The sequence below is a fragment of the Pelotomaculum sp. FP genome (assembly GCF_004369245.1).
Lineage (GTDB): Bacteria > Bacillota > Desulfotomaculia > Desulfotomaculales > Pelotomaculaceae > Pelotomaculum_C > Pelotomaculum_C schinkii.
The window spans coordinates 1-14,564 of sequence record NZ_QFGB01000023.1; the positions used below are offsets into that span (position 1 = coordinate 1).

Genomic DNA, 14,564 nt, shown 5'->3' on the forward strand with positions numbered 1-14,564 from the left:
TTATCGAGGATCCCGCCGTTATTCTTCGTTATGCTGCGGCAGCAGAACCCGACGAGTGGGGCGTCGGGACGCCGTCGCCTGGTGAAAGACGTCCTGTGGTCAAGGGGTACTTGGCTTCCGGCGCTGAATTGGCCGGGCGGTTGGAAGCGCTTAGGGCTGCCTTAAACAGCCTGGAGCTTACTCCAGCTCCTGAATTGCGTACATGCCATGTTGCGGAGGAAGACTGGGCTAATTGCTGGAAAGCCTATTACAAGCCCGTGCATGTGGGGCAGCGGCTGGTTGTAAAGCCGTCCTGGGAGGATTATCCTGTTGTCGCCGGTGAGTTGGTCATCGATATGGACCCGGGGATGGCCTTCGGGTGCGGCGCCCACCCGACCACAGCCCTCTGTCTCAAACTGCTGGAGAAGTATGTTCAGGACGGCGCAACCGTTTACGACGTCGGTACCGGCTCAGGTATCCTGGCCATAGCGTCAGCATTGCTTGGGTCCGGTCGGGTTGTTGCAGTTGACCATGATCCTGTGGCCTGCCGTACCGCGCTAGCTAATATTGAACGTAACGGGGTTGCCGGTCGTGTAAAAGTTATACAGGGAGATTTGTTGTCCAGCATAGAGGGCAAGGCCGGCCTGATTGTTGCCAATATTATTGCCAGCATAATCGCCGGCCTTGCTGTAGATGTATCAAAAACCCTGGTTTCCGGCGGCATATTCATTGCCTCAGGCATTATCAGCGAGCGCGGTCCTGAAGTTCTCGCCGCTTTGGAGTCAGCCGGGCTCTCTGTTGTTGAACAGTTGGAGGACGGCGGCTGGGTCGCTTTAGTAGCAAAAGCCAATCCTTGAAAATTTTAAATTAAAAAAAAGCTTATGGAGTTTTTACGATGCCCCGTTTTTTTGTTTCCACTGAACAGGTCAAGGCAGGCCGGGTCACTATAACCGGGCCAGATGTTGTACATATTGTAAAGGTACTGCGTCTCGGGCCGGGAGACACCCTGACCGCCCTTGACGGGCGGGGTATGGTCTATGAGGCTGTGATCGAACAGGCCGGCCGGGAATCAGTAGTCTGCGCTGTTGTTTCGGAAAGTAATGCCGGGTGTGCGCCTGCGCTCCGGATTACCCTTGTCCAGGGCTTGCCCAAGAATGATAAGATGGACTTTATCGTTCAGAAAGCCACCGAATTGGGAGTATGCAGGCTAATCCCGCTAATCTGCGACAGGTCGGTTGTTAAGTTGGCGAGGGACAAGCCGCTGCGTCGTCTCGAGCGATGGCAGCGTATTGCCCGTGAAGCCGCCAAGCAGTGCCGCCGGCCTGATGTTCCGGAAGTATTGCCACCGGCAGGGTGGGAAGAAGCTCTGGCAGGCATGCCTGACAACACTGCCGCAGTGATCCCCTGGGAGGAAGAAAACCAGGAATCGCTTAAAAAAGTCCTGGGGGTAAGTGGACCCTGGGGGGATATCTATGTTTTCATCGGCCCGGAAGGCGGTTTTACCCCTGCAGAGGTGGAGCTGGCCCGCTCGCATGGTGTCAGACCGGTGACACTGGGACCTCGTATTTTACGGACAGAAACCGCCGGCCTGGCCGTGCTTGCGATAATACTATACCAGTGTGGTGATTTGGGGGGGAAACTGGATGGATGAAAAACGGGTGGGTATAGCTACCCTTGGCTGCAAGGTAAATCAGTATGAGTCAGCCGCCCTGGCCGGGCTTTTCCAGGATCAGGGCTATAAGATCGTGGATTTTGAGGACGAGGCTGATTTATACATTATCAACACTTGTACCGTGACCCACCTGAGTGACCGTAAATCCAGGCAGTTAATACGCCGAGCCGCCAGAAGGAACCCCGCTGCGCTGGTAGTAGTTACCGGGTGCTACGCCCAGACCTCAACCGGCGAGGTTATGAAAATTCCTGGTGTCGACCTGATCGTGGGAACAAGGGAGCGCTCCAGGATTGTAGAACTGGTAAAAAACGCCGTTAAGGGCGGAAAGCCTCTAGCGGCTGTGAGCGCTTATAATGCAAGCGACCAGTTTGAAGAGTTTTCTTCCATCCCCCTAAGCGGGCGGGCCCGTGCTTTTCTGAAAATTCAGGAAGGCTGCGACAATTGCTGCACCTACTGTATCGTACCTGTGGCCAGAGGTCCGCTGCGCAGCAGGAAACCGGAGAACGTCCTGAAAACAGCGCGGCAGCTGGTGGAAGCGGGCTTTACAGAAATTGTTCTTACCGGCATTCACACCGGCGCTTATGGACGGGACCTGGGTGGGGAGCACACACTGTCCGCTTTGCTCCGCAGCCTTAGTGATATACCGGGCCTGTTGAGGCTGCGTCTCAGCTCCATAGAACCCAATGATATTACCCTGGACTTGGTTGAAGTGCTGGCCGGTTCGGACAAGTTTTGCCGGCACCTGCACGTACCCCTGCAGTCCGGCGACGATCAAATACTGGAACGGATGGGCAGGCGCTATAATACCTGGGAGTATTTGCGCCTGGTGGAGGTTTTAAGGGAGAATATCCCCAACCTGGGCCTTACCACTGATGTTATAGTGGGCTTCCCGGGTGAGCGGGAAGTGGATTTTATGAATACATACAGGTTCGTCGAAAAAATAGCCTACAGCAGACTGCATGTCTTTAAGTATTCCCCGCGCCGGGGAACCCCGGCTGCTGCCTACCCGGATCAGGTAGACCCGCCAACAAGCGACCAGCGCAGTCATAGACTGATCCGGCTGGGCGAAAAAATGGCTGCCCGGTTTGCCTCATCACTGGTTGGGATGGACCTGCCTGTGCTGGTCGAACGGAGCTTGCCGGATTCATACGGCTTATACGAAGGGCTGACCGACAATTATGTCAGGACCGTTTTCCCCGGTGATGAAAACCTGTCGGGCCAAGTAGTCAGGGTTAAGATTGAGGGATTAGAGGAGAACCACCTAACAGGTAAAATTATCGCTCGCTGAGGTGGAGGAATTACCAAAATTGTGTTGAATTAAAGTTCTAGAGAAGTTATTCCCAGGTGGGAGGAGGTGGAAAACATGCAGGACTGCCTTTTTTGCAAGATAATCAAAAAGGAAATACCGGCCGAGATCGCCTATGAAGACGAACAGGTACTAGTTTTTAAAGATATCAATCCCATGGCTCCCGTCCACCTTATCATTATTCCCAAAAAGCACATTCCGGCTCTGGCGGATATGGATGAAAAGGACACCTTCCTGATGGGACAGATTCAGTTAACAGCTGCCCGGTTGGCTGTTAAAATGGGTTTAGCGGAGGAGGGCTTTCGCCTGGTGAATAACTGTGGCCGTGATGCCCAGCAAACGGTTATGCATATCCACTACCACCTGCTGGCAGGAAGGCCTTTAAACTGGCCGCCAGGGTAGGACGCGCAGGCCAAACCAACATGTTTGTACTGAAATGCTTATTCAAGGTCATTGTAGTCAATTGTAGCGGTTGACTCCTGGCTAAAACCTGTTGTATAATAACATGGTATTTGTACAATGGGAGAGCAGCTTGACTATTAGATAGATTTCGGCTTTATGGTTTTAGCGGAGGGAGGGAAAGTTAGTGGCGGAAGTGAAAGTGGGTAAAAATGAAACATTGGACAGTGCCCTCCGGCGTTTCAAGCGCACCTGTCAAAAAGCCGGTGTACTTGCAGAGGCCAGGAAACATGAACATTACGAAAAACCCAGCGTAAAAAGGAAGAAAAAGTCTGAAGCGGCAAGGAAACGGAAATTTCACTGAAAAAAACACAAAAGATAATGCTTGGCCTTAAGCCAAGCATTTTTTGCAATAAGGAGGTGGACCCATATTATGTCTCCCGCGCTTATTATCTGGCTGGCCTATCTTGCTTTTTTACTGGGTTTAATTGCTCTGATATTGGAAATTTTCGTATTTCCTGGATTTGGAGTGGCTGGCATTACAGGAATTATATTGGTGGGCTGGGGAATATTATTAGTTGCGGTTGATGTCACTCAGGCTACTTCAGCACTTGTTATGGCGCTTGTCGCCACTATAATTATCTTGTTTGTCGGAATTAAGCTGATGTCCCGCTACAATATGTGGTATAAGCTGACTCTTCAAAACAGGCAGCAAAAAGAAGAAGGCTACGTAGCCCCACTTTCTGAACTAAGCCTTTTTACAGGCTGGGAAGGAACGGCTCTTACGCCGCTGCGCCCGTCCGGCGCTGCCGAAATTGATGGTCACCGTCTGGATGTAGTGACTGAAGGAGAATTTGTCAGTACTGGAGCGGCGGTCAAAGTTATCAAGGTTGAAGGAACTAGAGTGGTTGTTAAAGAAATAACCTGAAAATGCACACAGAGCGCATCTCAAAAAATGTAGGTGCGAATTTATTCGCACAAATGTTACATTAGCTCCCACAAGTCCGGCGCTGGCGCGGCGTGTGCAATTGAAATCGCACCTACATTAATAACCGGATCAGTGATTAAATGGTGGGTACATATTCTCATTGAGAGTTTGTGGATGAAAGCTTTAGTTGGTTCATTCACACAAGCCCTATGGAAAAGCAGTAGAAATTCTATAAAATAAATTAATAGGGAGGAAATTAACTATGAACGCAGGATTTATCGCTTCGCTGATGCTTGTTGTCTTTGTTTTTATCGCTGTTGCAGTTGTTTTTAGTTTTATACCGGTAGGGCTATGGATATCTGCGCTCGCGGCGGGGGTCAGGGTAGGCATTTTTACCTTAATAGGAATGCGCCTGCGGAGAGTACCTCCTGCAAAGATTGTTAACCCGCTGATTAAGGCAGATAAGGCAGGGCTTAACATTACCGTAAACCAGTTGGAGGCGCATTATTTGGCCGGAGGTAATGTGGATAGGGTGGTAAATGCGCTGGTTGCCGCGGAACGGGCCGCAATACCGCTGCCCTTCGAGCGGGCGGCGGCAATAGACCTGGCCGGGCGTGATGTTTTTATGGCTGTACAGATGAGTGTCAACCCGAAGGTGCTGGAAACCCCTCTGGTCTCGGCGGTAGCCAAGGACGGGATTGAGGTTAAGGTAATCGCCAGGGTAACCGTACGGGCCAATATTGACCGCCTGGTAGGGGGCGCCGGCGAAGAGACGATTCTCGCGCGCGTCGGTGAGGGTGTGGTTACGACTGTGGGCAGCGCTGAAAGCCATAAACTTGTCCTGGAAAATCCCGATTTGATTTCCCAAACTGTTCTCAGCAAGGGGCTGGACGCCGGAACAGCTTTTGAAATTCTCTCCATCGATATCGCTGATGTGGATGTGGGCCGGAACATCGGCGCACAGTTGCAGACCGACCAGGCCGAAGCGGACAAGCGGATTGCCCAGGCCAAGGCTGAGGAACGAAGGGCTATGGCCGTGGCCAAGGAGCAAGAGATGAAGGCCTCTGTACAGGAAATGCGAGCCAAAGTCGTCCAGTCTGAAGCCGAGGTGCCTCTTGCCATGGCAGAAGCCCTGCGCCAGGGCAAGCTTGGTGTGATGGACTATTATAATTTGCAAAACCTGCTCTCTGATACCCAGATGAGGGATTCGTTGTCCAGGATCGGTCATCAAAGAGAGGACGCCGGCCCTGACCTGCCTGTGAAATAATCCTGCCGGACAAAATCCATGCAGTCAACCGGAGTAAAACGATATACGAGGGCGTGTTAAATTGAATACGATATTCTGGCTGGTCTTTTTATTCCTCCTGGCGAGAAGTATCTGGCGCCTTATGGAACGTGCCGGGGGCAAAGGCAGATTCGATGGCCCTCTGGGCGGGCCCCCGCCAGGTATGGGAAGGCCTGTGCCTGAAAGTGAAGAGAAGCCCAAGCTCAAAATTCCTGAGTACCTTACCCGGCGCAGCGAAGAACCGCCTGGCTATGAACAGCCTGATGAATTATCCGTCATGAGAAGGGACTGGGAGGAAGAGCCGTTAGCGGAATACAGCGAGCCGGTAGTTTTAGCCGAGGAAATGGCTGCCCCCCCCGTGAAAGGACAGCCGTCCGGGTTGTGCCCTGAAGGTCCTGTAGCAGGGGCTGAAGTCAAAGCTCCGTGCGGCATGGAAGGCGAAAAGGGGGGCCCTGCCCGGAAGCGATGCGAGCGCAGTGACCAGGAAGGTCCGTTCAGCGATATGGTATGCCCTGGTCAGGTGGTCAAGGGAATGGTCTGGTCGCAGATACTGGGTCCTCGCGGCGGTCTCCGGCCGAAAAAAAGGTGGAACTGCCTTTAACGTAACATGGGGAACTAACCTGCCTTGAAAAGAACTGTTTATCACACAAAGACGATATCCCAAAATGTAGGTGAGTCACATTAGTTCCAACAAGTGCGGCGTTGGCGCGCCGTGTGCGATTGAAATGGCGCCTACATCACTGGTGCTTTCCATGATGCGTGGTGCTGCGATAGCGGCGTGTGGAACTACCCTAATAAGTGTTCGGCGGACCAAATGAGGCTATCATTCCATTTACCATTAAATAGTAATTTATTCCCCTTCAGTCGCATAAAATTGTGGCGAGGAGGGGATTTTTTATGGGCTGGCGCGATTTTCAAAGAAAAGTTAAAAGGCAGTTTTCTGAAGCAATGGAACTGCCCGGAGACGTGGTCCTGGATTTGCCAAAGATAATCATGGTCGGCAATATTCAGCTTTTTATTGAAAACCACCGCGGAATAATAGAGTACACTACGGAAGGGGTCAGGGTAAGCGTAGGGGAAGGCGAAGTCGCGGTCGTTGGTGAGAACCTGATGCTTCGTAATATACTGCCGGACGAGCTGTGTGTGGAAGGAAAAATCCGGTCGCTCAGTTTCCTTTGATGAAGAAATAAATATCAATAACTTGAATTCGGGGGATTTTCTATGTTATTGTTTAGACTGATGTCTGCTCTGCTGGGTTACGTGGTGATCCTGGTAACCGGGAAAGCGCCGGAAAGATTCGTCAACATGGCTGCCAGCAGAGGCATCTACCTCTGGGATATAACAAGGGTAAGAGAAGGAGCTGTTCTACTGAAAGTTCGCCTGGGCGCTGTCAAAGCACTGCGCCACATCGCCAGGCGGACCAAATGCCGTTTTCACTTTGAGCGGCGCGTTGGTTTTCCTTTTCTATATAAACGGTTGCTGCGCAGAAAAGCGCTGGCTTTGGGAGTTTTGTTTTTCCTCGGCGCGCTTTACTTTCTTTCTTCGTTTGTTTGGTTTATCGAAGTCAAAGGAACCGAACGGTTGGCTGTTCCCGAAGTGCTGGGTGCCGCGGCTGAAGCGGGGCTCAACCGTGGTATGCCGAAATGGCGGGTCGAGCCCGGCAGGGTGGAAGCGGCTTTAGAAGAAAAGCTTCCCCTGGTGGCCTGGACCGGCGTATATATTAAAGGCGCCAAAGTGACTATAGAGGTAGCGGAGCGTGTAGTCCCCGATGCGGAAGATAACCGGCCCTCCCATATCATCGCGACCAAAGCCGGGCTGGTCAAGGATGTGCTGGTATTAAACGGTCACCCGGCAGTTAAGGAGGGAGACACCGTGTCGCCCGGACAGGTTTTAATATCGGGAGAAATACCCCCGCTTGAGGAGCCGCCCAAGCCTGGTGAAGAACAGAAGCAGGGTGAGGAGGCTAATAAGCCTAAAAAGCCCTCCCGCTTCGTCCACGCCCGGGGCATCGTCAGGGCCAGGGTCTGGTACGACGGCTATGGTGAAGCCAAAATTGTGGAGACTGGACGACGTCTTACTGGAAGGTCGGAAACCCGCGTAAGTATTAAATTTAAAGGTAAGGAAATAATTTTATCTGGCGACCAAAATATTCCCTACGAACTCTATGAAACCGAGACTTTTGTTAAAACAATCCCTCAATGGAGGAATCTTGAGGTACCCGTCGAACTAGTAACCATAAAATATTTTGAGATGGCCGAATACCGTGAAGAACTTGGTATTGAAGGAGCGCGCGGCCTTGCTGGGGAGCGGGCTCTGGCAGAAGTAGCCGGACTGGTCCCCGAAGAGGCCGGAATAGTCAATCGCTCGCTGGAGGAAGTTCAGACCGGTCATCCGGAAAACATTGTCCGGGTCAAGGTGACAGTTGAAACCATTGAAGAGATAGGCGCCGAGAGCTTGTTCAAACCTTAATATTTATTCAGTAAAGACTGTGTAGTTTAATAAGGAGGACTGCCTGATTGGCGGAAAAATTTGAGGCAAGGGTTGAGCTTGACGACATTGGCACCACTGCCGAGGTATTCGGGAAGAATGACGGACACTTGGACCAGATTGAGAAAACGCTGGAGGTCCGTATAGTAGCCCGGGGGCAGGAACTGACCATTTCCGGTGACAGGGAGAGAGTTGAACAGGCCCGTGAAGTCTTAACCCAATTGCAAAAGTTTTGCCGTGCCGGAAACCGTTTGACTTTTCAGGAGGTTGGATACGCCATCAAGGCCTCCCAGAGTGGCGCCAAACATGCCCTTGAGAGCCTGGCTACGGATGTTGCCATGGTGACGCAGCGCGGCAAGCAAATAAAGCCAAAGACCATCGGGCAGAAGAAATACGTCGAAACCATCAAAAAATATGATGTGGTTTTTGCAGTCGGCCCTGCCGGGACAGGGAAGACTTATCTTGCCGTCGTTATGGCCATCAAGGCGCTTCGAAACAAGGACGTGGAGCGTCTGGTTTTAACGCGCCCCGCTGTAGAAGCAGGGGAAAAGCTTGGTTTCCTGCCGGGAGACCTGCAGGAAAAAATCAACCCCTACCTGCGTCCTCTTTATGACAGTCTCTATGATGTCCTGGGGGTTGAGAGCACCCAAAAATACCTGGAAAAAAACATCATAGAGATTGCGCCTTTGGCTTACATGCGCGGCAGGACGCTGGAAGATTCATTTATTATTCTGGACGAGGCGCAGAATACGACACCGGAACAGATGAAAATGTTCCTGACCCGGCTTGGTTTTGGTTCCAAGGCGGTGATTACGGGGGACATTACCCAGACCGACCTGCCCAGGGGGCAGGTATCCGGACTGATTAATGCCCTTTCTGTTTTAAAGGATGTAAAAGGTCTCAGCATCCATACCATGACCGGGGACGACATAGTCCGGCATCCTCTGGTGGAGGAAATTATTAAGGCTTATGATATGGGGCAGTAAGGAGGTGGCCAGGAGTGCAGCTCAAGCTCACTTTTGGCAGGATCAAGGATAAATTGACAGCCGTCCTGTCCCTGCTGGTGAGGCACCGCAAAGTACGGAGGGGCAGCGCGGCAATTTTGTTTTTGTTTCTTTTAACTTTTATCCTCACCGCCAATATTGTGCCCAGTAAGAGCAACCTGGTGGTCGGGCAGGTATCTCCCAGGACCTTTAAGGCGGAAAAAAGTATTGTCTTTGAAGATAAGGAAAAAACCAACGAACAACGCTTGCAGGCTGCGGAAAAAGTGGACAAAGTCTATTCCACGGATCCTCAGGTAGTAAACGGTACGCAGAAAGATATTACAGACCTGACCGGTAAGGTATGGGAGATCCAGGGCGACAACAGCCTTGACCTGGCCGGCAAGGTGGCTAAGCTGCACGAGATATTGCCTTTTGTCCTGCCTGCCGATGAAATTGAAGCGCTGGCCGGGTCGCCCCAGGCTACTACGCAGCAGGTGGAAGGATCTCTCAACACTATGGTTGCCGGTCTACTGGAAACTGGTGACGGTGTGTCCCAGGACGAGCTGGAAGACGCCAAGAAAACCCTGAGCAGCCAGATTGCGAGGATGAGTCTGCCCAAACACTATGAGAATTTTTCTGTAGGTGCTATCGACCGCTACCTGCGGCCAAACGCCTTCATTAATATGGAAATAACGAAACAAAAACAGGAGGAGGCCATGTCCCTGGTTCCGCCGACCATGGTGTCGGTGAAGGAAGGGGAAAAAATTATCGGTGAAGGTGAAATTGTAACCGAGGATCACCTGATTAAACTCCAGGCCCTGGGTTTGACTCGCCCGAAGCTGCCCTGGCCCTCAATCCTCGGTGTCTTCCTGCTGATGGTACTGCTAGTGGTCGTGGTCCTGTTCTACCTTTATCAACAAAACCGGGATATTTACAACCATCCCGGATTGATTTACCTTTTAGGCATCATTGTCCTGGTAGTACTGGCGGTCGGCAAGGCCATCATTGCCATTAACGTAAGCCAATGGCCGGAGTTCGGCGCGCAATTCGGCTACATGGTACCCATGGCCGCGGCGGGCATGCTCATTGCAATTCTCCTTGATTCGCGTCTGGCCGTACTGGTAGTCGCGGTGATGAGCCTGATCCTGGTAATCATGACAGAAAACCAGATTCGCTTCGGCCTGGTTGGACTGATCGGCGGGATTACAGGTGTCTACAGTGTTTCCAAGCTGAGCCAGCGGGGTGATCTGGTACGGGCCGGGTTTTATACCAGTGGGGCCAATGTCGTGGCTATTTTTATCGTTGGACTGGTATACGGGACCCCCTTTGGGCTGTTAATTACGTCAAGCCTGGCCTTAGGGATAACCAGCGGTATCCTGTCTTCAATCCTGACCAACGGGTCCCTGCCCTTTCTGGAGCACACTTTCCGCCTTACCTCGCCGGTGCGGCTGCTTGAGCTATCCCACCCCAACAATGTGTTGCTAAAAAGGCTTCTAACGGAAGCCCCGGGTACTTATCACCACAGCATTATCGTCGGGAACCTGGCTGAAGCTGCCGCCGACGCTGTCGGGAGCGAGTCGCTGCTGGTCCGGGTGGGGGCATACTACCATGATATAGGGAAAATCAAAAGGCCATACTTCTTTATTGAGAATCAAATGACCTGCGACAATCCCCACGATAAAATCGCACCCTCTTTGAGTACCCTGATCCTTACCTCACATGTCAAGGACGGAGTGGAAATGGCCAGGGAACACAAGCTGCCCCAGGGTATTATTGATATTATTGAACAGCATCACGGCAGCGGTCTGGTCAGCTTTTTTTATCATAAGGCTTTGGAAAGCGATCGCCCCGAAACGGTTACGGAAGAAGAATACAGGTATGAAGGCCCCAAACCTCAGACCAGGGAAGCAGCCATCGTAATGCTGGCCGACACGGTGGAAGCCGCCGTACGCTCCCTCAACAATCGTACACCTGGCCGGGTGGAAGGCCTGGTACGCAAGATTATCAAGGATAAGCTGAACGACGGTCAGCTGGAAGAGTCCGACTTGACCTTTAAAGATCTCAACCTCATCGCCAACTCCTTTGTCAGGATTTTGTCCGGTATTTTCCACTCCCGGGTTGAGTATCCCGATATGTCCCAGGAGATCGAAAGGAGAAAGAAAAATGTCAGTGCTCGTAAGCAACTTACAGGACGAGGTAGCGGTGGATGATGACCTGGCTGAATTTTTGTCTGGGGTTGCTGAGGCAGTGCTGAAGAGTGAGGGTTATGGGGAAGATGCCGAGGTAAGTTTGGTATTAGTCGATGACATTTACATCCGGAGTTTGAACTCCGAATACCGCGGTATCGACAGCCCTACCGATGTGCTGTCCTTTGCCATGCTGGAAGGGGAAGCTTTACCCGGTCAGGAGGAAGAGTTAATCCTCGGCGATGTGGTGGTTTCTGTCCAGACCGCCCGGCGCCAGGCTGACGAATATGGCCACAGCTTCCGGCGTGAGACTGCCTACCTGACCGCCCACGGGGTCCTGCACCTGCTGGGTTATGATCACCAGGAGGAAGAAGGTCGCGAAAAGATGCGCCTGAAAGAAGAGGAGATCCTGGCAAGCCTGAACATATCCAGGTAGCTGTACGTCTGTTAAAGGAGTAACCGAGTTTTAGCAAGCCTCACAACTTGCCAAGGGGTCTTGAGCTGCTGTTGCAATCAACGGATAAAAAATATGTTAGGCCGGGGCATTGAGCAAGGACTTTAAGGAACTTTGATAATTAGTTACTTGGAAACCATGCTTTATATGCGCCGGCAGAGAATGAAAACCTGGCGTTCAGTGTAATTTCCAGGGTAGTTACCCACGCCGCTATCAAGGCGCCACGTATCATGAAAATACCATCCGATGTAGGTGCGATTTCAATCGCACACGGCGCGCCAGCGCCGAACTTGGGCATCTGAAGTAACTTTTGTGCAAATGAATTCGCACCTGCATTTTCAGGGTAATTGCCCATGCACCGGACACTACACAGCATTATAAAAGTATTTAGATCGATGAAGTGGAGGAACTTTTGTGGGATTGCGCAAAATTTTAGACAGCTTCAACTACGCTGTGGCTGGAGTTGTTTATGCGGTTAAGACCCAGCGAAATATGCGTATCCACTTAACTGCGGCCTTGCTGGTACTGGGACTGGGTCTTTATATACAAGTAAGCTCAAGGGATTTGCTGTTAATTTTTTTCGCGATTACCCTCGTGATTATGGCAGAGCTCTTTAATACCGCGATCGAGGCGGTGGTGGACCTTTGTGTCCAGGAGTTTCATCCCCTGGCGAAGATAGCCAAAAACGTCGCGGCCGGAGCCGTGCTGATGACCGCCTTGAACTCTCTGGTGGTGGCCTACATCATATTCTACCCCCGCCTTGAAGGTTCTTCATTTAATCTTGGCGCCAGAGTAAAAGCAACACCGCTTTCCGTTACTATGATAGCGCTGTTGCTGGTGATGGTTCTGGTGACAATAGGTAAAGCTATAACCAGCAAGGGTACCTACGTTAAGGGGGGTATGCCCAGCGGCCATACAGCCGTAGCCTTTGCAGGGTGCACTGCCCTGGCTCTGTATACCGGAAGCGCCCTGGTGGCCAGCATCGCTTTGGTGATAGCCCTGCTGGTAGCGCACAGTCGTTTGGACGCGCAAGTGCACTCCCTGCTTGAGGTAGTTGCCGGAGCCCTGCTGGGTATACTCGCAACCATGGTAGTTTTTAAACTGGCAGGCTGGTGAGTAATGTGGGAAATAAATTTGGGAAGTCGTAAGTCGTAAGGCGTAGGGCGTAAAATATGGGCAATAATACATAGAAGATGAAATACTGTAGGCAGATGTGTGAACCTGAAATATAGTTTTGAATAACATAACTATGCTCATAAGACGACCTTATAGGAATGCAGTATATACCTACGCCCAACGACTTATGACTTACGACTACAGGTGGGGTTGTTTTGGATTTTCCTGTCGAAAGGTTAATCAAGGCGGCAATGGAGGCCCGTGATAGGGCCTATGCGCCATATTCCAAATTCAGGGTGGGAGCCGCGATTCTAACCAGGGACGGACGATATTACACCGGGTGTAACATCGAAAATGCCTCGTATAGCCTGACCTGCTGCGCTGAACGGGTGGCTTTATTCAAGGCTGTTTCCTGCGGGGAGAGCGATTTTGAAGCAATCGCCGTAACGGCGGGAACTGAAGAATACTGTACCCCGTGCGGCGCCTGCCGTCAGGCTCTGTCTGAGTTCGGCAGCGAAATCAAAGTCTTTATGGCTAATAAACAGGGTGATTATTTGGTCCGGACGGTGGCTGAACTGCTTCCCTCTGCCTTTAAACTGGATAAAGCCGACCAGGCCGTGCCGCCCGGGAACAAAAAACCTTCCCAAAACTGATTGAACCGGTGAATAGGTAATACTCATAGTTATAGGTTTTGCGTTAAATATTAGGCTGGAACTTGCACCTGCATCGCTTGGTGTTTTTCTTGGTGTTTTTATGATACGTGGCGCCGCTGCGGGCGTGGGCGTCTAATATAAATTATCCAGCCTCTGCTAATTACTAAGGACAGGAAAACAGGTGATTCTTTGAATAGCGTGAAAGATGATTTCAAATCCGGGTTCGCGGCGCTGATTGGCCGGACCAATGTCGGCAAGTCGACACTTTTAAACAAGATGGTCGGCAGAAAAGTAACTATTGTGTCCGACAAACCCCAAACCACCAGAAACAAGATCCTGAGTGTTCTTACAAAGGATGATTGCCAGGTGGTTTTTCTGGATACGCCCGGCTTTCACAAGCCGAAACACCGGTTGGGCGAGCATTTGGTGCAGGTAGCATTGAGGTCCCTGAGGGAGGTTGACGTCGTCCTTTTCCTGGTAGAGGCTGTTCAATCGCCCGGTCCCGGGGATTTCTTTATTATGGAACAGCTCAAAGGGATCAAAACACCAGTGTTGCTGGTGATCAACAAGGTTGACCTGGTCAGGCGGGAAGAAATGCTCCCCTTGATAGAGCAGTACAGCAAGCTGTACGATTTTTCCGAAATAATACCGGTCTCCGCGCTCACCGGTGATAACGTAGCACGGCTGCTTGACACGGTAGCCGGGTACCTGCCCGCCGGTCCGAAGTACTACCCTGACGGTATGATTACCGACAGGCCCGAGACCTTCATCATGTCTGAACTGATCAGGGAAAAAGTGCTTGAACTAACGGCTCAGGAAATACCCCACTCTGTCGCAGTGGTAATCGAGGAATTGGCCGAGCGGCCAAGCGGTGTTGTTGCTGTGCGGGCCCTTATTTATACGGAAAGAGAATCTCAAAAGGGGATCCTGATCGGGAAAGAGGGCAGGATGCTGAAGCAAATTGGCCAGTTGGCCCGTGAAGAGATGGAGAAACTTTTAGGCTCCAGAATTTACCTTGAACTGTGGGTCAAGGTGAAAGCTGACTGGCGCAACCGGGAGGGTCAGCTGCATAACTTCGGTTACCAGGAGGAAGAGTAGCACAAAAAAGCTGGGGTG

Annotated in this window: 17 protein-coding genes; 16 read left to right on the plus strand and 1 reads right to left on the minus strand. The window is 51.5% G+C overall.

The window, feature by feature from the left end; genetic code table 11:
• From prmA to Psfp_RS10610, 8 genes are all read left to right on the plus strand, one after another.
• Window positions 1-836, plus strand: an 836-nt coding sequence (prmA, locus tag Psfp_RS10575) for a 50S ribosomal protein L11 methyltransferase (RefSeq protein ID WP_192895367.1), incomplete at its 5' end; no start/stop codon positions are given.
• Window positions 837-874: 38 nt separating this feature from the next.
• Window positions 875-1,630, plus strand: coding sequence for a 16S rRNA (uracil(1498)-N(3))-methyltransferase (locus tag Psfp_RS10580; RefSeq protein WP_134218512.1), 756 nt, complete (start codon window positions 875-877; stop codon window positions 1,628-1,630).
• The gene (gene mtaB, locus Psfp_RS10585; RefSeq protein WP_134218513.1) at window positions 1,623-2,939 is read left to right on the plus strand and encodes a tRNA (N(6)-L-threonylcarbamoyladenosine(37)-C(2))-methylthiotransferase MtaB; all 1,317 of its coding nucleotides are present in this window, start codon (window positions 1,623-1,625) and stop codon (window positions 2,937-2,939) included. The genes Psfp_RS10580 and mtaB overlap by 8 nt, the downstream gene beginning before the upstream one ends.
• 75 nt (window positions 2,940-3,014) lie before the next feature.
• Window positions 3,015-3,359 carry a histidine triad nucleotide-binding protein gene (locus Psfp_RS10590; RefSeq protein ID WP_134218514.1) on the plus strand — a complete coding sequence of 115 codons (345 nt, stop codon included), beginning with the start codon at window positions 3,015-3,017 and terminating at the stop codon, window positions 3,357-3,359.
• A gap of 184 nt (window positions 3,360-3,543) precedes the next feature.
• Window positions 3,544-3,720, plus strand: a complete 177-nt coding sequence (gene rpsU / locus Psfp_RS10595; protein WP_134218515.1) for a 30S ribosomal protein S21 — start codon at window positions 3,544-3,546, stop codon at window positions 3,718-3,720.
• A 69-nt stretch (window positions 3,721-3,789) separates the two neighbouring features.
• Entirely contained in the window at window positions 3,790-4,284 is a 495-nt protein-coding gene (locus Psfp_RS10600) for an NfeD family protein (protein ID WP_134218516.1), read from the plus strand.
• A 262-nt stretch (window positions 4,285-4,546) separates the two neighbouring features.
• Complete coding sequence (gene floA / locus Psfp_RS10605; RefSeq protein ID WP_134218517.1) at window positions 4,547-5,551, plus strand: flotillin-like protein FloA; 1,005 nt, start codon at window positions 4,547-4,549, stop codon at window positions 5,549-5,551.
• Between the two features lie 61 nt (window positions 5,552-5,612).
• Window positions 5,613-6,170 (plus strand): hypothetical protein, encoded by a 558-nt coding sequence (locus Psfp_RS10610; RefSeq protein ID WP_134218518.1) that lies wholly within the window; start codon window positions 5,613-5,615, stop codon window positions 6,168-6,170.
• 75 nt (window positions 6,171-6,245) lie between these two features.
• Here Psfp_RS10610 and Psfp_RS21640 read toward each other — a convergent pair whose 3' ends face one another.
• Entirely contained in the window at window positions 6,246-6,383 is a 138-nt protein-coding gene (locus tag Psfp_RS21640; RefSeq protein WP_192895368.1) for a hypothetical protein, read from the minus strand.
• A gap of 83 nt (window positions 6,384-6,466) precedes the next feature.
• Between Psfp_RS21640 and yqfC the strand changes: the two genes are divergently transcribed.
• The 8 genes from yqfC (at window position 6,467) to era (ending at window position 14,546) form a co-directional block, all read left to right on the plus strand.
• Window positions 6,467-6,748, plus strand: coding sequence for a sporulation protein YqfC (yqfC, locus tag Psfp_RS10615; protein ID WP_134218519.1), 282 nt, complete (start codon window positions 6,467-6,469; stop codon window positions 6,746-6,748).
• A gap of 42 nt (window positions 6,749-6,790) precedes the next feature.
• On the plus strand, window positions 6,791-8,038 hold the full coding sequence (gene yqfD, locus Psfp_RS10620; protein WP_134218520.1) for a sporulation protein YqfD: 1,248 nt from the start codon (window positions 6,791-6,793) through the stop codon (window positions 8,036-8,038).
• Window positions 8,039-8,085: 47 nt separating this feature from the next.
• Complete coding sequence (locus Psfp_RS10625; RefSeq protein ID WP_134218521.1) at window positions 8,086-9,042, plus strand: PhoH family protein; 957 nt, start codon at window positions 8,086-8,088, stop codon at window positions 9,040-9,042.
• A 14-nt stretch (window positions 9,043-9,056) separates the two neighbouring features.
• A complete protein-coding gene (locus Psfp_RS10630) occupies window positions 9,057-11,249 on the plus strand; it encodes an HDIG domain-containing metalloprotein (RefSeq protein WP_134218522.1) in 2,193 nt (730 codons plus the stop codon).
• Window positions 11,203-11,661 (plus strand): rRNA maturation RNase YbeY, encoded by a 459-nt coding sequence (ybeY, locus tag Psfp_RS10635; protein WP_134218523.1) that lies wholly within the window; start codon window positions 11,203-11,205, stop codon window positions 11,659-11,661. The genes Psfp_RS10630 and ybeY overlap by 47 nt, the downstream gene beginning before the upstream one ends.
• Window positions 11,662-12,093: 432 nt before the next feature.
• On the plus strand, window positions 12,094-12,795 hold the full coding sequence (locus Psfp_RS10640; protein ID WP_134218524.1) for a diacylglycerol kinase: 702 nt from the start codon (window positions 12,094-12,096) through the stop codon (window positions 12,793-12,795).
• Between the two features lie 251 nt (window positions 12,796-13,046).
• Complete coding sequence (cdd, locus tag Psfp_RS10645) at window positions 13,047-13,448, plus strand: cytidine deaminase (protein ID WP_134218570.1); 402 nt, start codon at window positions 13,047-13,049, stop codon at window positions 13,446-13,448.
• Window positions 13,449-13,607: 159 nt separating this feature from the next.
• Window positions 13,608-14,546 carry a GTPase Era gene (era, locus tag Psfp_RS10650; RefSeq protein WP_134218525.1) on the plus strand — a complete coding sequence of 313 codons (939 nt, stop codon included), beginning with the start codon at window positions 13,608-13,610 and terminating at the stop codon, window positions 14,544-14,546.
• Window positions 14,547-14,564: the final 18 nt, after the last annotated feature.